The 19728-nt window shown below is 65.6% G+C and carries 17 protein-coding genes and 1 pseudogene; 2 read left to right on the top strand and 16 right to left on the bottom strand.

Annotation, left to right across the window (positions count from 1 at the left end; genetic code table 11):
* The first annotated feature begins 169 nt into the window (after positions 1–169).
* Positions 170–2224 (top strand): S46 family peptidase, encoded by a 2055-nt coding sequence (locus tag GRI97_RS03010; RefSeq protein WP_161389635.1) that lies wholly within the window; start codon positions 170–172, stop codon positions 2222–2224.
* A gap of 54 nt (positions 2225–2278) precedes the next feature.
* Here the strand turns inward: GRI97_RS03010 and hemN are convergent, their stop codons facing one another.
* The 10 genes from hemN to ccoN are packed head-to-tail and all read right to left on the bottom strand — an operon-like array spanning position 2279 to position 11525.
* Positions 2279–3592 carry an oxygen-independent coproporphyrinogen III oxidase gene (gene hemN / locus GRI97_RS03005; protein WP_161389634.1) on the bottom strand — a complete coding sequence of 438 codons (1314 nt, stop codon included), beginning with the start codon at positions 3590–3592 and terminating at the stop codon, positions 2279–2281.
* A 31-nt stretch (positions 3593–3623) separates the two neighbouring features.
* Entirely contained in the window at positions 3624–3851 is a 228-nt protein-coding gene (locus GRI97_RS03000) for a hypothetical protein (RefSeq protein WP_161389633.1), read from the bottom strand.
* Positions 3848–3997 carry a cbb3-type cytochrome oxidase assembly protein CcoS gene (gene ccoS, locus GRI97_RS02995; RefSeq protein WP_161389632.1) on the bottom strand — a complete coding sequence of 50 codons (150 nt, stop codon included), beginning with the start codon at positions 3995–3997 and terminating at the stop codon, positions 3848–3850. The genes GRI97_RS03000 and ccoS overlap by 4 nt, the downstream gene beginning before the upstream one ends.
* Positions 3994–6135: a heavy metal translocating P-type ATPase gene (locus GRI97_RS02990; RefSeq protein WP_161389631.1), complete on the bottom strand. Its 2142-nt coding sequence runs from the start codon at positions 6133–6135 to the stop codon at positions 3994–3996. Before GRI97_RS02990 ends, ccoS begins: the two co-directional genes overlap by 4 nt.
* A complete protein-coding gene (locus tag GRI97_RS02985) occupies positions 6132–6599 on the bottom strand; it encodes a FixH family protein (RefSeq protein WP_161389630.1) in 468 nt (155 codons plus the stop codon). Before GRI97_RS02985 ends, GRI97_RS02990 begins: the two co-directional genes overlap by 4 nt.
* Before the next feature lie 13 nt (positions 6600–6612).
* Positions 6613–8058, bottom strand: coding sequence for a cytochrome c oxidase accessory protein CcoG (ccoG, locus tag GRI97_RS02980; RefSeq protein WP_161389629.1), 1446 nt, complete (start codon positions 8056–8058; stop codon positions 6613–6615).
* Positions 8045–8953, bottom strand: coding sequence for a cytochrome-c oxidase, cbb3-type subunit III (gene ccoP, locus GRI97_RS02975; protein ID WP_161389628.1), 909 nt, complete (start codon positions 8951–8953; stop codon positions 8045–8047). Before ccoP ends, ccoG begins: the two co-directional genes overlap by 14 nt.
* Complete coding sequence (locus GRI97_RS02970; RefSeq protein WP_161389627.1) at positions 8943–9116, bottom strand: cbb3-type cytochrome c oxidase subunit 3; 174 nt, start codon at positions 9114–9116, stop codon at positions 8943–8945. The genes ccoP and GRI97_RS02970 overlap by 11 nt, the downstream gene beginning before the upstream one ends.
* Complete coding sequence (ccoO, locus tag GRI97_RS02965; protein ID WP_161389626.1) at positions 9113–9859, bottom strand: cytochrome-c oxidase, cbb3-type subunit II; 747 nt, start codon at positions 9857–9859, stop codon at positions 9113–9115. Before ccoO ends, GRI97_RS02970 begins: the two co-directional genes overlap by 4 nt.
* Before the next feature lie 10 nt (positions 9860–9869).
* Positions 9870–11525, bottom strand: coding sequence for a cytochrome-c oxidase, cbb3-type subunit I (ccoN, locus tag GRI97_RS02960; RefSeq protein ID WP_161389625.1), 1656 nt, complete (start codon positions 11523–11525; stop codon positions 9870–9872).
* 214 nt (positions 11526–11739) lie between these two features.
* Here ccoN and GRI97_RS02955 point away from each other — a divergent pair, with 214 nt between their 5' ends.
* Positions 11740–12417 carry an OmpW family outer membrane protein gene (locus GRI97_RS02955; RefSeq protein WP_161389624.1) on the top strand — a complete coding sequence of 226 codons (678 nt, stop codon included), beginning with the start codon at positions 11740–11742 and terminating at the stop codon, positions 12415–12417.
* A gap of 39 nt (positions 12418–12456) precedes the next feature.
* Here GRI97_RS02955 and GRI97_RS02950 read toward each other — a convergent pair whose 3' ends face one another.
* The 6 genes and pseudogenes from GRI97_RS02950 to glgC all read right to left on the bottom strand — a co-directional run bounded on the left by GRI97_RS02950 (position 12457) and on the right by glgC (position 19712).
* Positions 12457–13155 (bottom strand): Crp/Fnr family transcriptional regulator, encoded by a 699-nt coding sequence (locus GRI97_RS02950; RefSeq protein WP_161389623.1) that lies wholly within the window; start codon positions 13153–13155, stop codon positions 12457–12459.
* Between the two features lie 280 nt (positions 13156–13435).
* Entirely contained in the window at positions 13436–14653 is a 1218-nt protein-coding gene (locus GRI97_RS18765) for a cation:proton antiporter domain-containing protein (protein ID WP_202392559.1), read from the bottom strand.
* Positions 14654–14726: 73 nt separating this feature from the next.
* Positions 14727–15152: pseudogene (locus GRI97_RS18960) on the bottom strand (cation:proton antiporter domain-containing protein); the annotation flags it as partial.
* Positions 15153–15154: 2 nt separating this feature from the next.
* The gene (gene glgX, locus GRI97_RS02940; protein ID WP_161389622.1) at positions 15155–16996 is read right to left on the bottom strand and encodes a glycogen debranching protein GlgX; all 1842 of its coding nucleotides are present in this window, start codon (positions 16994–16996) and stop codon (positions 15155–15157) included.
* Complete coding sequence (gene glgA, locus GRI97_RS02935) at positions 16993–18456, bottom strand: glycogen synthase GlgA (protein ID WP_161389621.1); 1464 nt, start codon at positions 18454–18456, stop codon at positions 16993–16995. The genes glgX and glgA overlap by 4 nt, the downstream gene beginning before the upstream one ends.
* Entirely contained in the window at positions 18453–19712 is a 1260-nt protein-coding gene (gene glgC, locus GRI97_RS02930; RefSeq protein ID WP_161389620.1) for a glucose-1-phosphate adenylyltransferase, read from the bottom strand. The genes glgA and glgC overlap by 4 nt, the downstream gene beginning before the upstream one ends.
* Positions 19713–19728 lie beyond the last annotated feature (16 nt).

Genomic DNA, 19728 nt, shown 5'->3' with positions numbered 1-19728 from the left:
TCCGACGATCTCCATGGGATGGCAGTGGCTCGGCTGCCACCCCATGATACACTGTTTCATTCCCCCAGTTGCATATGAAACCTGTCCGGAGCTATGGCGCATGTTTCGGATCTGAGACTCAGATCCAACGGAACGCATCGCCACGCGTCAACTGGACCGGAAACCTGCCATGACCCATCGCAACACTGTCCTCACCATCGCCACCGGCCTCCTGCTTTCTTCCGCGATAACCGCGCCGGCCATGGCCGAGGAAGGCATGTGGACCTTCGACGGTTTCCCGACCGCACAGGTGCAGCAGACTTATGGCTGGGCCCCCGATCAGGCATGGCTCGACCATGCGCGCCAGTCTTCGGTGCGGTTGACGGGCGGATGTTCTGCCAGCTTCGTATCCGACACCGGGCTGATCCTGACCAATCATCACTGCGTCGCCAGCTGCCTGTATGACAATTCCACCAGCGCGGCCGATCTGCTCGAAGCCGGCTTCACCGCCAACCGCCGGGAAGAGGAAAAGCCCTGCCCCGGCCAGCAGGCCGAAGTCGTTACCGCCATCACCGATGTCACCGGCACGGTCCAGGCCGCCTATAGCGGCAAGACCGGTGAAGCGCTGACCCGCGCCCGCGATGCCGCGATTGCCGGGATCGAGGCGGAAAACTGCACCGACCGGGAAAGCACGCGTTGCCAGGTCGTCACCCTGTTCGGCGGCGGGCAGTACAAGCTCTATCGCTATCGCAAATATTCCGACGTCCGGCTGGTCTGGGCACCCGAGGACCGCGCCGCGACCTTCGGCGGCGATCCCGACAATTTCAATTTCCCGCGCTACTCGCTCGATGCCAGCTTCCTGCGCGCCTATGACAAGGGCCAGCCGGTCAAGCCCGAGGCGCATCTGCAGTGGAACCCGCGCGCGCCCAAGGCGGACGAGATCACTTTCGTGGTCGGCAATCCGGGTTCGACCTCGCGCCTGTGGACCCAGAGCCAGTTCGCTTTCGAGCGTGAAGTGCGCCTGCCGATGACGGTCGCCATCCTGTCCGAACTGCGCGGGCGGCTGATCAGCGCGATGGAAGTGAGCGAGGAACGCCAGCGCGAAGGGCTGGATTTGCTGTCCGGCATCGAAAATTCGCTCAAGGTCTATATCGGCCGCACCACCGCGCTGCATGACCCCGCCTTCACCGGCAAGCTTGCCACGGCCGAAACCGAACTTCGCAGCCGCAGCGCCGGCAATGCCGCGATCGGCGACCCTTGGGCCGATGTGAGCAAGGCGGTGGAATCCTATCGCGCGCTCTATCTACCCTATCGCTTCATCACGCCGCAGAGCGATCTTTACAGCTATGCCCAGTCGATCGTGATCGCCGCGAAGGAACGCAGCAAGCCCAATGCCGAACGTCTGCCCGGCTATACCGACAGCGCCCTGCCGCTGGTGGAAAAGCAGGTACTGGATCAGCGCCCGGTCTATCCCTGGCTGGAACAGCTGCAGCTTTCCTGGAGCCTGTCGAAGGCACGCGAATATCTCGGTCCCGACGATGCCGATACGCGCCTGCTGCTCGGGCAGGACAGCCCGGAACAGCTGGCCGAACGGCTGGTGACCAACAGCCGGCTGGGCGATGCCGCCTATCGTCGGCAGCTCTGGGAAGGCGGGCTGGCTGCGGTCGAGGCGTCGGATGATCCGATGATCCAGTACGCGCTGCGCCTGGAACAGCGGGAGCGTGACCTGCGCCAGCAGGTGAACGAAGCCTATCAGGGCCCGCTGGCCGCCGCCGGGGCCAAGCTGTCCGATGCGCGTTTCGCCGCCTATGGCGATGCGCTCTATCCCGATGCCACCTTCACCCTGCGGATCAGCTATGGCCGGGTGAGGGGCTGGACCGAACGCGGCAATGAGGTTCCGATCGCCACCACGCTGGGCGGCACGTTCGAACGGGCGACCGGCAATGCGCCGTTCGACCTGGCGCCCGGGTTTGCCGCGCATCGGGAACAGATCGATCCGACTGTGGCCTATGATTTCGTCACCACCAATGACATCATCGGCGGCAATTCCGGCAGCCCGGTGATCGACCGCGACGGCACGGTGATCGGCGCCGCCTTCGACGGCAACATCCATTCGCTGGGCGGCAATTACGGCTATGATCCGGTGCTCAACCGCACCGTGGTGGTTTCGACCGCCGCCGTGCAGGAAGCGCTGGAGACGATCTACCCCGCCCCGGCGCTGATTGCCGAACTGGCGCGCCGCTGATGCAAGAACGGGGCAGGCCACCCGCCTGCCCCGTTCTTCCCTTCGCGACGGGTTCTACACCGCCGAACTGAACCGCCGGGGGGAATGGCTGCGATAGGGGTCGAAGGCGGCGGCAATGCTGCGCGCATAGGGCAGGCCGTGGGGCAGGATCACCAGTGCGCCATTGTCCATTTCGCACAATCCCGTTTCGACATAGGGTGCCAGCCGGTCCCAGGCGCTTTCCAGCACGGCGCGATCCACCCGCGCACGGTTGCGACACAGCAATTCCTCGATGATCGCCCCGCGCCGCCGGTCTTCGATGCCGCGCACGATCCCCAGCGCCACCGGCAGCTGATCTTGCGAGAGCATCATGCGGTAACGGCCCGGGTTCTTTTCATTCTGCGCCAGCAGGCCGGGGAAGCTGCTGATCGCGGAGGCGCCCAGCCCGATCAGCGCCGGCGCACGATCGTCCGTAAATCCCTGGAAATTGCGCCGCAGCCGGCCGGACTGCAGCGCCTGGGCCAGCGGATCGCCCGGCAGGGCGAAATGGTCGAAGCCGACCGGTTGATAGCCCGCCCCCTGCAGCTGCGAAAACCCGTGCCAGGCCATGCGGAACCGTTCCTCCGCCCCCGGCAAGGCCGTGGCATCGATGCGCCGCTGGCGCGGGATCAGATGCGGGACATGGGCATAGCCGAACAGCGCGATCCGTTCCGCCCCGAAGCGGCAGGACAGGTCCAGCGCCTGTGTCAGATCATCCAGGGTCTGGCCCGGCAGGCCATACATCAGATCGAAATTCATCGATGTGATGCCGGCATCACGCAGGATGCGCACTCCCGCCTCGATCATCGCCAGCGGCTGCACCCGCCCGATCGCCTGCTGCAGCTGCGGGGCGAAGGTCTGCACGCCCATGCTGGCATGGCTGGCCCCAATCCCGGCAATCACCGCGCCCCATTCTTCGGTCAGCGTGCGGGGATCGAGTTCGATCGAAACCAGCGGATCTTCGATCGGGAAATGCGTGAGCAATTGCTGATAGAGCCGCAGGAAATCGGTCGGCGTCAGCGCATTGGGACTGCCCCCGCCAAAGGCGATCCGCCGCACGCGTGCGCTGGCCGGCAGCAGCGCCGCCACCCGCGCGATTTCCCGATGCAGCGCCTCGAGATAGCTGGCCAGTCGCTGCGCCCGATTGGCCGCGCCGGTGTTGCAGCCGCAATACCAGCAGATCTTCTCGCAAAACGGGATATGGATATAGAGCGAGACATCATCGGTCGCGGTTGCGACCGCATCGGCAAAGGCGCCCGGTTCCAGATCGGGGGTGAATTCGGCAGCCGTCGGGTAGCTCGTATAACGGGGCACCGGGGTTGCCAGCAGATCAGCATGATAAGGCCACATGCCGATGCTGTCGCACGGGCATCCGCCCCGCTCATTGTTTTCGATCAAACCGCTTCTTGCGCTGATCGCCCGCATGGCAACCCTTGGCGCAACAGGGGCCGGAACCATCCGCCGGCGGGGCTGTCCGGTCGATCGGCATGCTGACACTGCCGCCGCTGCACAGCGGCAGCACCAGCCAGGATCGCGCATCGGCCGGCAAGGGGCCGGTCATCGCCGGGATCAGCGCCGCCATCGCCGCCAGCGGGCCAAAGGCGATCATGCCGCCTCATCCTCTTCGATCAGGATCCGCGCCGCTGCGCCATCGGGATCGTCGAACTGGCCATCGCGCAGCGCCCAGAAAAACGCCGCCAGCCCGAGCCCGCCCAGCAGCAGCGCGACGGGAATCAGAAACAGCAGCCCGGTCATTTGCCGATCCTTGCCAGACGCAGCGAATTGCCGATCACGATCAGCGAACTGCCCGACATCGCCAGCGCCGCCACCAGCGGGGTGACCATGCCGGCCATGGCCAGCGGCACGGCCAGCACATTGTAACCGATGGCGAGCACGAAATTCTGCCGCACGATCCGCAGCGTGGCGCGCGCCACGCGGATGGCGCGCGGCAGGGCGAGCAGCGAATCCTGCACGAACACCATGTCGGCGGCCTGCAGCCCCACTTCGCTGGCGCTGCCCGGCGCAAGCGAGGCGTTGGCGGCGGCCAGCGCCGGGCCATCGTTCAGCCCGTCGCCGACCATCAGCACATTATGCCCGGCACCCTGCAGCCGGTGGATCGCATCCTGCTTGTCCGCCGGGCGGGCGCTGGCCTGCGCGGTCAGCCCGGTGGCCCGCGCCACATCGCTGACGGCGCCGACGTTGTCGCCTGACAGGATCGAGCAGGATATGCCCATGCCCGCCAGCTGGTCCAGCGCCTCGACGGCATCCGGCCGCAGCCGGTCGGCACACGGGATCAGCCAGGCAGGTTCGCCGGCGATGTCGAGCAACATCGCCATGCCATTGGCATCGTCGGGGCGGCGCAAGGCCACCGACCGGCCATCGGCGCGGGCGAAAACCCCTTCCCCCGCACGTTCCTCGACATCGTGGATCACGGCCACGCGGTGCCCGGCTGCCGTCAGCGCCATGGCCAGCGCGCGGGACAGCGGATGGCGGCTGTGGGAGGCGAGCGCCAGCGCCACGCCAGCAGCATGATCGGGCAGCAAGGCCATGATGACCGGATCCGGCACCGGCCGACCGAGGGTCAGCGTACCGGTCTTGTCCAGCAGGGCGCGGTCGATCCCGGCCATGCGTTCGAGCGCGGACCCATCCTTGACCATGATCCCGGCACGCATCAGCGATCCGCTGGCGACAACCTGCGCCACCGGCACCGCCAGCCCCAGCGCGCAGGGGCAGGTGATGATCAGCACCGCCACGCCGATCACCAGCGCCTGATAGATCCCGGCCCCGGCGATCAGCCAGCCGATGACCGCCATGGCCGCCAGCGCATGAACGGCCGGCGCGTAATAGCTGGCCGCCCGGTCGGCGATACGAACATAGCGGCTGCGGTTCTGCATGCTCGCTTCCATCAGCCGGGCGATTTCCGCCAGCGTGGTATCGCGGCCCGCATGGCTGACCCGCACATCGACCGGAGCATCCAGATTGAGCGTGCCCGCCAGCACCGGATCGCCGCGCCCGGCCAGCACCGGCGCGCTTTCGCCGGTCAGCAGCGACTGGTCGAACCGGCTGTTTCCTGTGATGATTTCACCATCCGCCGCCAGCCGCTCCCCGGCGGCCACGCGCATGACAGCGCCTGGCAGAAGCTGGTCCGCATCGCACCATTGCAGTTCGCCCTGGCCGCCGACCACCATGGCGCCCTGGGCTGCCTGCGACAGCATCGCATCCACCCCCTGGCGCGCGCGGTCGCGCATCATCGCATCCAGTGCCCGCCCGGCCAGCAGGAAAGTGAGCAGCATCAGCGCGCCATCGAACCAGGCATGGCGCCCGCCCATGATGGTTTCATACAGGCTGAGCCCGGTGGCGATCAGCACACCCAGCGAAATCGGCACATCCATATTGGTGGTGCCGCGCCGCACCGCGCGCCAGGCGGAACGGAAGAACGGCTGCCCGGCATAGGCAATCGCGGGGATCGCGATCAGCGCGCTTATCCAGTGGAACAGCGAGCGGGTCGATCCATCCGCCCCGGACCACACGCTGACCGCCAGCAGCATCACATTCATGCTGCCAAATCCGGCCACCGCCAGCGGGGCGAGCAGCGGACGCACGGCTGAGGCCGGTCGCACGATCTCTTCGCGGCGCGGCTGTGCCTCGAAACCCAGATCGGCCAGCGCATCGACCAGGCCCTTGCCGCGCAATTGCGGATCATGGCTGACCGTAACCATGCGCAGCGACAGATTGACCCGTGCTTCGGCCACGCCGGGCAAAGCGGCCAGCCCGCGTTCGACCTTGTTCATGCAACCGGCGCAATGCATGCCGGGCACCGCCAGCACGGTTGTTTCCAGCGGGCGGACATCTTGCAATGCCGGGGTCGCGCCGGGATTCAAGGAAGGTGTCATCGCAGTTCCTCCTCCCGCTTCCACTCGCGCGCGCCGGCGGCCAGTTGCAGCCGCAGCGTCCAGCGGCCTTCGGGCAGAGCGCTGCGAGACAGGAAGCGGCCACCGCCCTGGGGTTCGAAATCGAGCGCCTGATCGGGCATCCGGCCGAGCGGATGGCGGGCGGTGGCATGGACCGTCACATCCGCCGGGGCGCCGGTGACCGTGACCATCAGCCGCCCATCGGGGCGCCAGGCGGTCAGCGCGCCCCAGCCCCATTGCCGCTGCTGTTCCGCCTGTTGCAGCCAGCCGTTGAACTGCTGGCTGGCGACGTAGGAATTTTCGACCACGATCCCGCCGAAGCTGCCGGTGGCGAAGCGGGCCATGGTGATGTTCACCGCGATCACCACCCCGAAGAAGGCGACCAGGATCGCCGTCATGTGCCGCCCGGTGAAGACCCTGCGGCGGATGCCCTGCTGCCTGTTCATGGCCTGTCTCCGGTCATTCGCTGTCTCCGGGCGCGGCAAAGCGCGCCTTGCTGCTGTCGGTTTCGCCCTGTGGATCCAGGGCCGTGACGGTGAAGGTGAAATCGCGCGACGGCGCACCGGCCGGGGCCGCCAGATAGAGCCGCAGCGGGTGGGTGGTGTCCGGCGGCACCTCCACATCCAGCGTGGTCACGGCATCGGCGCGGCCCATCTGATCCGACCACATCCGCGCATCGGGCAGGCCTTCGATCGCAACGCGCAGCGCGCGCGGGCGGCTTTCCATATTGCGCAGCTTGACGGTGTAGGCGTTGCGGATGCTGCCGTCGCTCATCAGCATGAAGGGCGGATTGCGATCGGCCGCGACCGAGATGTCGAGATGGCTGCGCGTGCCGAGCGCGAACAAAAGCGCCAGCCCGATCCCGCCCCAGCCCAGGAAGTAGATGACTGTGCGCGGGCGCAGCAGCGCCTTGCGCACCGGATTGGGCGCCGCGCCCGCCCGTTCCCGGTCGCAATCTTCCAGCGTGGCATAGGCGATCAGCCCGGTGGGCCGGCCCACTTCGGTCATCACCCGGTCGCAGGCATCGATGCAGAGCGCGCAGGTGATGCAGGAAATATCCGGCCCCTTGCGGATGTCCCAACCGGTCGGGCACACCGCCACGCACTGATTGCAGTCGATGCAATCGCCGAACTGGCCGGGATTGCGTTCCGCCTTCTTCAGGCTGCCGCGCTTCTCCCCGCGCCAGTCCTTGTAGGTGACGATCAGCGATTTTTCGTCGGTCATCGCTGCCTGGATGCGCGGCCAGGGGCACATGTAGATGCACACCTGTTCGCGCATGAAACCGCCGAAGATGAAGGTGGTGAAGGTCAGCACCGCCACCGTGGCATAGGCAATCGGCGCGGCATCCCCACCCCAGAATGCGCGCACCAGCGTGGGGGCATCGGCGAAATACAGGATCCAGGCGCCGCCGGTCCAGAAACTGATGACCAGATAGATCGACCATTTGGACAGGCGCCGCGCCAGCTTCGCCGGGCCCCACGGCGCCGCGTCCAGCCGCATGCGGGCGTTGCGATCGCCATCGACGAAGCGATCGACATGCTGGAACAGATCGGTCCACACCGTCTGTGGGCAGGAATAGCCGCACCAGGCCCGCCCGACCGCACTGGTGACCAGGAACAGGCCGATCCCGGCCATGATCAGCAACCCGGCCACGAAATAGAATTCCTGCGGCCAGATCTCGATATCGAACATGTAGAACCGGCGCCCGGCGACATCGACCAGCACCGCCTGATCCGGGGCATAGGCGCCGCGATCCCAGCGGATCCAGGGCGTGCCGTAATAAATGGCCAGGGTCACGGCCATGATCAGCCATTTGAACCGGCGGAAGCGACCGTCGATCCGCTTGGGATGGACGGTCACCTGCCGTGTGAAGAGCTGATCCGCCGGAACGTCAGGGCTGCGCATCGGGCGCTTCCGCCTCAGCAGCGTTGTCGACGAAGTCCTCCCCACCGCCCAGCGAATGGACATAGGCGGCCAGCATCTTGATCGTCACCGGATCGAGCCTCCCCTGCCAGCTGGGCATCACCCCATGGCGCGGCGCGGAAATCTGCTGTTCCACCTCAGCCCGCGATCCACCGTAAAGCCAGATGGCATCGGCCAGCTTCGGGGCGCCGAACAGCCGGTTTCCTTCGCCCGCCGGGCCATGGCAGGCGGCGCAATTGTCGGCATAGAGCTGCGCGCCTTCAGCTGTGCTGCGCGCCTTGCCGGTGAAGGACAGCACATGGCCGGCCACCTGATCGATCTGCTGCGGGGTGAAAATCCCGTCACGGCCGAAGGCCGGCATCAGGCTGGCGTGGGTGGCATCATCGCCCGGCTGGCGGATGCCGTGCAGCAGCGTCTGTTCGATCGCCTTGAGATCGCCGCCCCACAGCCAGTCATCATCATTGAGATTGGGATAGCCCTTGAAACCGGCGGCCCCATCCCCGTGGCACTGCACGCAATTGACCTTGAAGGCGGCGCGCCCGCCGGCAATCGCGGCGCGCATCCGGACGCTGTCTGCAGGCAGGCGTTCGATCGGCACATGCGCCAGCGCGGCCAGGATCGGGGCCTTTCGTTCGCCTTCCAGCGCCAGATCCTGCGCCAGTTCGCCCCGGCTGGTCCAGCCGAGCACGCCTTCGGTGCCCTTTTCGATCAGGGGCCAGGCCGGATAGAGGATGACATAGACCAGTGCCCAGAAAATCGTGGCGTAAAAGGTCCACAGCCACCAGCGCGGCATGGGGGTATCGAGTTCTTCGATGCCATCCCATTCATGGCCGACGGTTTCGGTGCCGGTCGCTTCATCGATGCGCTTATTCGCCATCGCTATCGTCCTTGAAGATCAGGTTTGCCGCATCGTGATTGTGCCGCCGCGCACCGGGCCGGAACGGCCACAGCGCCAGCGTCAGAAACACCGCGAACATCGCCAGCAGGCCCCAGCTGTCCGCCAGATGGCGCAGCGCGTCATAGGTGGAATGGTCGCTCACCGGCCCTTCTCCCCCGCCAGCTGTTCCTGCGCGGCGGCGTCATTCACATCGACCAGCGTGCCCAGCACCTGGAGATAGGCGACCAGCGCATCCATTTCGGTCAGCCGTTTGGGATCGCCATCGAAATCGCGGATCTGCGCCTTGGGGTAACGTTCCCGCAGATCCGCCGCATCCAGATCAGGATTGGCCTGCGCGCGCAGATCGGCGGCGGCCATTTCCAGGTCACGGCTGGAATAGGGCGTGCCGACCCGGCGCAGCGCCTGCAGATTGCCGGCCGGATCGGGCACCTCCAGCGCGGTGTCCGCCAGGAAGCCATAGGTGGGCATGATGCTGTCGGGCACCACGCTCTGCGGGTTCTTCAGATGCTGGACATGCCATTCATCCGAATAGCGATTGCCCACGCGCGCCAAATCGGGGCCGGTGCGCTTCGATCCCCACTGGAACGGGCGATCATACATGCTTTCCGCCGCCAGGCTGTAATGGCCATAGCGTTCCACCTCGTCCCGGAACGGCCGGATCATCTGGCTATGACAGGCATAGCAGCCTTCGCGGACATAGATGTCGCGCCCGGCCTGCTCCAGCGGGGTGTAGGGCCGCATGCCCTCCACCTGCTCGATCGTGTTGTCGATCCAGAACAGCGGCGCGATCTCCACGATGCCGCCGATGGCGACCGCGACCAGCGCGCCAACGCCCAGCAGGGTGACATTGCGTTCCAGCTTCTTGTGTTGTTCGGTGATGCTCATGGCTTTGGTCCTACTCGGCCGGAACTGCGGTGATCGGGCGGTCGGCCTGCGGATCGTAGGCAGCGTCGCTCAGCGGGGCTTCGATCCGCCGGCGGCCGGCGATGGTGGCCCAGACATTGATGACCATGATCACCCCGCCGGCGAGGTAGAGCCCGCCCCCGAAGGCCCGCAGCAGATACATCAGATGCAGCGCGCTGACGGTTTCGACGAAGCTGTTCACCAGATAGCCGTCAGCCCCATATTCCCGCCACATCAGGCCCTGGGTGATCCCGGCCACCCACATGCTGGCGGCGTAGAAAACGATCCCCACGGTCGCGAGCCAGAAGTGCCAGTTGACCATGCGCAGGCTGTAGAGCCGGTCCCGCTGCCACAGGCGCGGCACCAGGAAATAGATGACGGCAAAGGTGATCATGCCGTTCCAGCCCAGCGCGCCGGAATGGACGTGGCCGATGGTCCAGTCGGTGTAATGCGACAGGCTGTTGACCGCCTTGATCGACAGCATCGGCCCTTCGAAGGTGCTCATGCCGTAAAACGCCAGGCTGATCACGAACATGCGGATGATCGGATCGGTGCGGACCTTGTCCCAGGCGCCGTTCAGCGTCATCAGCCCGTTGATCATGCCGCCCCAGCTGGGCATCCACAGCATGATCGAAAACACCATGCCCAGCGTCTGCGCCCAGTCGGGCAGCGCGGTGTAATGCAGATGGTGGGGCCCCGCCCAGATATAGAGGAAGATCAGCGCCCAGAAGTGGATGATCGACAGGCGATAGCTGTAGATCGGCCGTTCGGCCTGCTTGGGCACGAAGTAATACATCATCGCCAGGAAGCCCGCCGTCAGGAAGAACCCGACCGCGTTGTGCCCATACCACCACTGCACCAGCGCGCCCTGCACCCCGGCGAACAGCGGATAGCTCTTCGAACCGAACAGGCTGACCGGCATGTCCAGATTGTTGACGATATGCAGCATCGCCACCGTCAGGATGAAGGCGAGGTAGAACCAGTTGGCGACATAGATATGCGGTTCGGCCCGCTTCACGATCGTGCCGACGAAGACGATCAGATAGGCGACCCAGACGGCGGTCAGCCACCAGTCCACATACCATTCCGGTTCGGCATATTCCTTCGACTGGGTAACGCCGAGCAGATAGCCGGTGGCCGCCAGCACGATGAACAGCTGGTACCCCCAGAACACGAAACGGGCGAGCTGCGGGAAGGCCAGCCGCGCGCGGCAGGTGCGCTGCACGACGTAGAAGGAACTGGCGATCAGCGCATTGCCGCCAAAGGCAAAGATCACGGCAGAGGTATGCAGCGGCCGCACGCGCCCGAAATTGAGCCAGGGTTCCAGATTGAGCGCAGGAATGGCCAGTTGCAGCGCGATGAACACCCCGGCCAGGAAGCCGACAATGCCCCAGAACACCGTGGCCAGCACGCCCCAGCGCACCGGATCATCATCATAGCGTGACGGATCGACCGGGGTGTGGATCGCGCCGCGCAAAATGGCGCCGACATCGGCCGAACTGGCGGTCACGCCCAGTCCGATCAGTGCCGCCATGGCGACGATCGCCATATGCACGGCATATCCCTGGTCCTGCGCCAGGGCGACCGCCGAAACGGCGGCGATGGCCAGAACGAACCAAACCCCGGCACGGGTCAGTAAAGCTTCCATGAGTCGGTGCCCCTTTTGAACTCTGTCGCCAGTGGGCCCCGGCACCCCCGCCAATCATTGATCGCGGTCAAAAGATCAGGCCGTCAGCGTGAAACATTCCGCCGCAGATTTTTGCGTCCGATCAATGATCTGGCGCTTGGCCGGGCCGAAGCGGGGCAGGCCGCACAGGATCGCCTTGCAACGGGCAAGGCGGCGGCATCGGGAGACGCCCATCATGCGCAGCCATATCACCACCGCCGCCCTCGCCCTGGCAGCAATGCTCGCCACACCCGCGCTGGCCAGGACCGGCGAGGATGCCGGCCAGCTGCAGATCAAACTGCTGGGCAGCGCCGTGCTGCCGGATGGCAAGATCGATCAGGTCAATCTGGATCTGGTGGGCCTGCCCTCCACCATCCGCACGAAGGCCAATGACAATGTCGTGCCCACGATTGCGGTGGAATATTTCCTGACCCCGGCACTGTCGGTCGAAACCATCTGTTGCGTCACCCAGCACGATGTCGATGCCACCGCCGGGGTGCCCGGGGCCGAGCTGGTGTCCGATGCCAAGCTGATCCCCGCCACGCTGACGCTGAAATATCACCTCAATGCCGGGGGCATTTCCCCCTATGTCGGCGCGGGGCCGGCGCTGTTCCTGTTCATCGATGAAAAACCCGGCGCCGCCGCCGTCGCGTTGGGGGCAGATCGTACGACCCTTTCCAATGAACTCGGGCTGGCCCTGCAAGCGGGGATCGACGTGCCGATCAATGACAGCTGGCTGGCGGTCAGCCTGGATGCCAAACGCTATTTCATCGCCACCACGGCGCGCTGGTACGCCGGCAGCACCAAGGTGATCGAGACCGAGCACACACTCGACCCCTGGGTGCTCAGCGCCGGGCTGGCGCTGCGGTTCTGAAGTAATGAAACGGGGCGCGCCTGCTGAAAGCGCGTCCCGCTACCCAGCCAGATCTTCCAGCGTGGTCCGATCGCGGATGATCACCGCCCGGCGGGATGGCAGGTCGATCACGCCATCGCGCTTGAGCTTGGTCATCTGCCGGCTGACAGTTTCGATGGTCAGGCCCAGGATATCGGCCACCTGCTGGCGCGAAAACGGCAGGTCGAAATTGCCCAGGGGCACCCCGCTCGGCGCCTCGCACCCAGGCTCCACCAGCCGGGCGGAGATATCGAGCAGGAAGGTGGCGACCTTTTCTTCCGCATTCTTGCGGCCGAGCAGCACCATCCAGTCGCGCGTGCGTTCCAGTTCGGTCAGCGTGCGCTTCAGCAGCTTGTGTTCCAGCGCCGGATGATCCTGCGCAAAGCTGTCGAAATCGGCACGCGAGAACACGCAGACATTGGCATCGGTCAACGCCGTGACCGAATGGCGCGTGGTCCCGCCAAACGGGCGGCCGATGAAGTCTGACGGATAGACCACGCCGACGATCTGTTCGCGGCCATCCTCCGTGCCGGCGGACAGTTTCAGCACGCCTTCGATGACATTGGCGACCAGCACCGATTCATCGCCTTCCCAGATGATCGATTCCCCCGCAGCCAGGCGCCGGCGACGGCCGAGGGTATTGAGCGCCTCGACCTCCGCAGAATCGAGCGCGGCACAAATGGCGCTGTTGCGCACGATACAGCTATCGCAGGAGGACATGATCCGCGCCTATCACGGGCCGGGGCGCGCTTCAATCACGCCCGATTGGCTGGTTCAAATGCACAAACGGCCAGCACAGCTAAGCTGCACTGGCCGAATTTGGCGCACGCGCGAAGCGTGCAGAACACCAACACCCTCTCCCTGGAGCCTCGAATGGACGGCTTTTGCTGTTCCCGAGCTCCTGAACGTTTGATGCCGTCAAACGCGCGGCTTGGCAAGCGGCATTTTGCCCGATGCCTGCAATGAATCGTCAATGAACCGATCAAACGGGCAATATTCTTCAATTGCTGCCCGACTGAGGCTTCATCATATTGCCGTGAAGCAGATGGCGGGACGCATAAACGCCGCCGGTCATCTCCATTTCCAGCCGCTCGCCATCGCGACGGCGGACGTCATCGATCACATCGGCGATCTCATCCTGATCCACGTTCATTTCCTCCAGCGCGCGGGCGGCCAGTGCCAGCGCTGATTCGAGGGTTTCGCGAATCTGGTAATCGGCTCCGGCGTGCAGCAGCTCGACCGCGTGCTGGCGCGTGGTCGCGCGGGCCAACACCGGCACCAGCGGAAATTCCGCCTTGATCAGTTCGACGATCTTCGTCGCATTGGCGGCATCGTCGACCGCCACGATCACCAGCTGTGCATGATGGGCGCCGGCGGCGTGAAGGATATCCAGCCGGGTGCCATCGCCATAATAAACCTTGAAGCCGAAATCGGCCGCCCGGCGGATCGCATCGGTATCGGTATCGATGATCGAGATCGAACAGCCATGGCCGATCAGCGGCTGGCTGGCGATCTGGCCGAAGCGGCCAAACCCGATCAGCAGCGCGCTGGCAGACAGATCATCGACCGCATCCACCCCTTCCTGAGACGGCTTGGCGCGCGGCACGAAACGATCATGCAGGATGGTCATGATCGGGGTCAGCACCATGGACACGATGATGATCGCGGTCAGCATGGCGTTGGCTTCGGCATCGATGATGCCCACCCGCGCCGCCGTGGCATAGAGCACGAAGGCGAACTCCCCACCCTGCGCCATGATCACCGCGCGTTCGATCGCTTCGCGCTTGCCGGCGCGGAACAGGCGGGCGACGGTGTAGATCGCGCCCATCTTCAGCACCATATAGGCAGCCACGCTGATCAGGATCAGCTGCCAGTTGTCGGCCACCACCGTCAGGTTCAGCGCCATGCCGACGCCCAGGAAAAACAGGCCCAACAGAATGCCGCGGAAGGGCTCCACATCCGCTTCCAGTTGATGCCGGAAAGAGGATTCGGACAGCAGCACCCCGGCCAGGAAGGCGCCCATCGCCATGGAAAGCCCGGCTTCCTGCATCGCCAGCGCGGCGCCCAGCACCACCAGCAGGGCGGCAGCGGTCATCACTTCGCGCGCTTTCGCCTTGCCCAGCAGGCGGAACAGCGGATCGAGCAGATAGCGCCCGGCAAGGATCAGCCCGACAATGGCGGCGATGCCGATGCCCACGCTGGTCAGCCGGTCGGCCATGCGGCAGCGTCATCGCGCGCCGTTCTTCCAGCATCTGCATCACGATGGCGGTGGAGGTCAGCACGAAGCCGGTGCCGGCAACAAAGCTCTGCGCCACCGGATAGCCCAGCGCCAGGCCGACACAGATCAGCAGCGCAATCGCCAGCCCGACCTGCGCCGCGCCCAGCCCGAAAATCTCCCCCCGCATGGCCCAGAGCCGCGAAGGCTGCATTTCCAGCCCGATGATGAACAGGAACATCACCACGCCCAGTTCGGCGACATGCAGGATCGATTCCGCATCGGTGAAAAAGCCCAGGCCGAACGGCCCGATCGCCAGCCCCGCCGCCAGATAGCCGAGCACCGAACCCAGCCCGATCCGCTTGAACAGCGGCACCGCGATCACGGCGGCCAGCAGCAGGATCACGATCGGGGTGACATCGAAGCCATGCGCCCCCTCCGCCGCATGGGCGGCATGATCCGCGATCTCTGCCACCGAACTGTGCGAAGCGCTTGTTGTCATGGTCATTCCTGTGGGAGTGAGTCGTCCCCTGCCCCATAGCTGGCCGATTCCGTCATGCAACGGCCAGCCGTGCGCGCCACGCGATCGACCGAGATTTCATCCTTCACCCCCGGCCTGCCGGCCCGGAACCGGAAACCCGCCGCCTGCGGATCATTCCAGCCCTCAGCGTCCAGCGCATGCCCGGCCAGATCGGTCCATTGCCCATTCTGCGGAAAGGCCTGATACAGTTCCACCCGGCCCGCCCGCGCCGCCGCCAGGCCAGCGACATGATCTTCCAGATCGCGGTCGCGCCCGGCCCAATCGACCCAGCCGATCGGATTGTCCTGCGCATAGGCATTGTTGTTGCCCTGCTGGCTGCGGCCGAATTCATCCCCCGCCGTCAGCAGGATGGTGCCGGTGGAGGCGAACAGCGTGCCCAGCAGCGCCCGCAGATCCGCGCCCCGGCGCGCGATCACCTGCGGATCATCGCTCGGCCCCTCCACGCCATTGTTCCAGCTGAAATTGTCGCCATGGCCGTCGCGATTGTCCTCCCCATTGGCCCAATTGTGCCGCTGTTCGTAAGCCACCGTATCGGCCAGGGTGAAGCCGTCATGGGCGGCGAGGAAATTGACGCTGCGGCAATGGGCCCCGAAGATATCGGCCGATCCGGCCAGCCTTGTGGCCAGCACCCCGATCCCGCCATCGCCACGCCAGAAACGGCGGACATCGTCGCGAAAACGGTCGTTCCATTCCAGCCAATGGGCGGGGAAATGCCCCAGCTGATAGCCGCCCGGCCCGATATCCCACGGTTCGGCAATCATCACCCGGTCGGCCAGCCAGGGATCGGCGGCCAGTTCGGCAAAGAACGGCGCCTGCGGATCGAAACCCGGCCCGCGCGCCAGCACCGGGGCCAGATCGAAGCGAAACCCATCCACCCCGCAATGGCGCACGAAATGGCGCAGGCTCGCCAGCGCCAGCGCGCGCACCGCCGGATTGGTGAAATCGAGCGTGTTGCCGCAGCCGGTGTCATTGATCAGCCGCCCCTCGGCATCATGACCATAGGCGGCATTGTCCAGCCCACGCAGACTGAGCACAGGCCCGGCGATATCGCTTTCGCCCGTGTGGTTGAGCACCACATCCAGGATCACGCCGATGCCCGTCGCATGCAGGGCGGCCACCGTATCGCGCAACTCTGCAACGCCGCCGGGGCACAATCCAGGGTCGAGCGCCATCGGCGCCACCGGATTGTAACCCCAGGCATTGCTGAGGCCGAGCGGGGGCAGATGCCGTTCATCGATCCAGGCGATGATCGGCATCAGTTCCACCGCGCTGACATGCAAGCGGCGCAGATGGTCGAGGATCACCGGATGCGCCAGCGCCGCCACCGTGCCACGCAATTCGGGCGGAACATCGGGGTGCAATTGCGTGAAGCCGCGCACATTCAGTTCGTAGATCAGCCCGCCGGGGGTGAAGCGCGGCGGGCGGCGCAGCACATCGGGCAGCAGCCCCACGACCCGCGCTTTTGGCACCAACGCCGCCGTATCCTGCCCATATTCGGCCAGCGCCGCTGAATATTGGAACCGCCGGTCCAGTTCCACCGCATAGGGATCGACCAGCAGCTTGGCCGGATCGAACCACAGCCCAGCTTCGGGTGCCCAGCGGCCGTCTGCGCGATAGCCATAATGCCGGCCGGTGGCATCGCCGGGGGCCTGAACCAGCCAGTCATCCCCCTGCCGCACCATCGGCAACTGCGCCTCTTCCCGCTCGCCATCGAACAGGCACAACGTCACACCCTCGGCCCGTGGCGCGCGCACCGCGAAATCCGTGCCCTGGGGGCCCGCATATGCCCCCAGTCGCATGGTCATGCGCCCTCGCCCAGCAATTGGCGGTAAAGATCGGCATAGGCCGCGCCGCTGCGCGACCAGCCGAAATCGGCCGCCATGCCGTTGCGCTGCACCTGCTGCCAGCGGGCCGGCTGGCGATAGAGCTCCACCGTCCGGGTGATCGCCATGGCCAGCGTGTCATAACGCAGCCCGGCAAAGACGATACCGGTGGCCACCCCCTGATCCAGCGCCGCCGGATTGGCATCGATCACCGTATCGGCCAGCCCGCCGGTGGCCGCCACGATCGGCACGCAGCCATAGGCCAGGCCATACAGCTGGGTCAGCCCGCAGGGTTCGAAGCGCGATGGGATAAGGATCGCGTCGCCGCCACCCTGCAGCAGGTGGGAGAGTGCCTCATCATAACCGATCCGCACGCCGACCCGGCCCGGATGGCGCGCGGCGGCGGCCTGCAGCCCCTGTTCCAGATCGCGATCGCCCGATCCCAGCACCGCCAGCCGCCCGCCCAGCCCGACCAGATGATCGATGCATTCCAGCAGCACATCGGTGCCCTTCTGCCAGGTCAGCCGGCTGATGATCACGAACAGCGGACCATCGCCTTCCTCCAGCGCGAACTCTTTTTCGATGGCGCGCTTGTTGGCGCTGCGCCGGGCGATGGTCTGCTTGCCGAACCGCGCGGCGAGCGCCGCGTCATGGCGCGGGTGCCAGTCGCGCCGGTCGATCCCGTTCAAGATGCCATGCACCCGGTCGGCCCGCGCGCGGATCACCCCTTCCAGCCCCATGCCGAATTCGGCGGTCTGGATTTCCCGCGCATAGCTGGGGCTGACGGTGGTGATCGCGTCGCAGGATACCAGCCCGCCCTTCAGCAGGCTGATGCCGCCGTGGAATTCCACCCCGTCGATCGACCAGGCTTCCGGCGGCAGGCCGAGCGCTGGAAACACATCCGCGCCATAATGCCCCTGGAAGGCGATGTTGTGGATGGTCAGCACCGATGGCGGGCGCGGCATCCCATCGGCCGCCGCATCATAGCGCAGAAAACTGGGCGCCATGGCCGCCTGCCAGTCATGCGCATGCAGCAGGTCAAAACCCTTGGTGCGCCCTGCTCCCGTGGCCAGATCGGCCGCCGCGCGCCCCAGGGCAGCGAACCGGCGCCAATTGTCCGGCCAGTCGTGCCCGGCAGCATCGGCATAGGGGCCGCCTTCGCGCGCAAACAATTCGGGCGCATCCAGCACCAGCAGACGCAGACCATCCTCCAGCAAGGCCGCGCCAACCCGCGCCTTCGCGCCGAACAGATCATCATATTTGTGCAGCGTGCGCAGCTTGCCGGCGGCCGCCAGCACCCGTGGGTATCCGGGCAGCAGCGTGGTCATGGCAATGCCGTGGGGCGCAACCGCCTGCGGCAGGGCCCCCACCACATCGGCCAAGCCGCCGGTCTTGATCAGCGGCACCGCTTCGGATGCCACCTGCAGCACGGACAGGGTCATGTCAGCTTCGCGATCATGTCCTTGTTGATCAGGCAAACACCATTGTCGGTGCGGCGGAACCGGCGGGCATCGAGTTCCGGATCTTCACCCACCACCAGCCCTTCGGGGATGCGGACACCGGAATCGAGGATCACCTTCTTCAGCCGCGCGCCGCGCCCGATGTTGCAATAGGGCAGGATCACCCCTTCCTCGACGCTGGAAAAACTGCCCATCTTGACCCCGGTGAACAGCAGGCTGCGTTTCGCCAGCGCGCCGGACACGATGCAATCCTGCGAAATCAGCGACGATATCGCCTGGCCCCGGCGACCTTCCTCATCATGGACGAATTTGGCCGGTGCGGCGACGATCTGGTCGGTCCAGATCGGCCAGTCCCGGTCATAGAGATTGAGCCGGGGGACCACGTCGGTCAGATCGATATTGGCATCGAAATAGGCGTCCAGCGTGCCGACATCCCGCCAATATTCCTCGATCTCGTCCGCCGCGCGGATGCAGCTGCTGGTGAAGCGATGGGCAACCGCTTTGCCGTGCTTGACGATATAGGGAATGATGTCGCCGCCGAAATCGCGCCCGGATTCCATGTCCGCCGCATCGCGCCGCAATTGTTCGAACAGGAAATCCGTGTCGAACACATAGATGCCCATGCTGGCCAGCGCCATGTCCGGCTGGCCCGGAATGCCGGGGGGATCGGCCGGCTTTTCGATGAAGGCGGTGATCACATCGTCGGTATCGACATGCATCACGCCGAAACCGGTCGCTTCCTGCCGGGGCACGACCAGGCAACCGATGGTGACGTCTGCGCCCGAATTGACGTGCTGCTGCAGCATCAGTTCGTAATCCATCTTGTACACATGGTCGCCCGCCAGGATGACCATGTATTTCGGCGCATGGCCGGCGATGATGTCGATGTTCTGGAACACCGCATCGGCCGTGCCTTCATACCACTGATGTTCGGACACGCGCTGCGACGCGGGCAGGATGTCGAAGCTTTCATTGCGTTCCGGGCGCATGAAATTCCACGCCCGCTGCATGTGGCGGATCAGCGAATGCGCCTTGTACTGGGTGGCCACCCCGATGCGGCGGATGCCCGAATTGATCGCATTCGACAGGGCGAAATCGATGATCCGCGACACGCCGCCGAAATAGACCGCCGGCTTGGCGCGGTTGTCGGTCAGCTCGCTCAGGCGGCTGCCGCGCCCACCGGCCAGCACATAGGCCATGGCGTCGCGTGCCAGCGGCTGACCCCGAGTATCTCTCATCCTGCACCCCTTTCCT

The organism is Croceibacterium xixiisoli (assembly GCF_009827305.1).
GTDB lineage: Bacteria > Pseudomonadota > Alphaproteobacteria > Sphingomonadales > Sphingomonadaceae > Croceibacterium_C > Croceibacterium_C xixiisoli.
This window is presented reverse-complemented; position numbering and strand designations above follow the sequence as displayed.

Excerpts from the sequence above, each read along its gene's own strand:
- GRI97_RS02990 (WP_161389631.1), bottom strand. The coding sequence starts at position 6,135 with ATGACACCTTCCTTGAATCCCGGCGCGACCCCGGCATTGCAAGATGTC.
- ccoP (WP_161389628.1), bottom strand. The coding sequence starts at position 8,953 with ATGGCGAATAAGCGCATCGATGAAGCGACCGGCACCGAAACCGTCGGC.
- GRI97_RS02955 (WP_161389624.1), top strand. The coding sequence starts at position 11,740 with ATGCGCAGCCATATCACCACCGCCGCCCTCGCCCTGGCAGCAATGCTC.
- ccoG (WP_161389629.1), bottom strand. The coding sequence starts at position 8,058 with ATGCGCAGCCCTGACGTTCCGGCGGATCAGCTCTTCACACGGCAGGTG.
- GRI97_RS03010 (WP_161389635.1), top strand. The coding sequence starts at position 170 with ATGACCCATCGCAACACTGTCCTCACCATCGCCACCGGCCTCCTGCTT.
- ccoS (WP_161389632.1), bottom strand. The coding sequence starts at position 3,997 with ATGACCGGGCTGCTGTTTCTGATTCCCGTCGCGCTGCTGCTGGGCGGG.
- GRI97_RS18765 (WP_202392559.1), bottom strand. The coding sequence starts at position 14,653 with ATGGCCGACCGGCTGACCAGCGTGGGCATCGGCATCGCCGCCATTGTC.
- GRI97_RS03000 (WP_161389633.1), bottom strand. The coding sequence starts at position 3,851 with ATGATCGCCTTTGGCCCGCTGGCGGCGATGGCGGCGCTGATCCCGGCG.
- glgX (WP_161389622.1), bottom strand. The coding sequence starts at position 16,996 with ATGACCATGCGACTGGGGGCATATGCGGGCCCCCAGGGCACGGATTTC.
- glgC (WP_161389620.1), bottom strand. The coding sequence starts at position 19,712 with ATGAGAGATACTCGGGGTCAGCCGCTGGCACGCGACGCCATGGCCTAT.
- hemN (WP_161389634.1), bottom strand. The coding sequence starts at position 3,592 with ATGTGGCCTTATCATGCTGATCTGCTGGCAACCCCGGTGCCCCGTTAT.
- ccoN (WP_161389625.1), bottom strand. The coding sequence starts at position 11,525 with ATGGAAGCTTTACTGACCCGTGCCGGGGTTTGGTTCGTTCTGGCCATC.
- GRI97_RS02950 (WP_161389623.1), bottom strand. The coding sequence starts at position 13,155 with ATGTCCTCCTGCGATAGCTGTATCGTGCGCAACAGCGCCATTTGTGCC.
- glgA (WP_161389621.1), bottom strand. The coding sequence starts at position 18,456 with ATGACCCTGTCCGTGCTGCAGGTGGCATCCGAAGCGGTGCCGCTGATC.
- GRI97_RS02985 (WP_161389630.1), bottom strand. The coding sequence starts at position 6,599 with ATGAACAGGCAGCAGGGCATCCGCCGCAGGGTCTTCACCGGGCGGCAC.
- ccoO (WP_161389626.1), bottom strand. The coding sequence starts at position 9,859 with ATGAGCATCACCGAACAACACAAGAAGCTGGAACGCAATGTCACCCTG.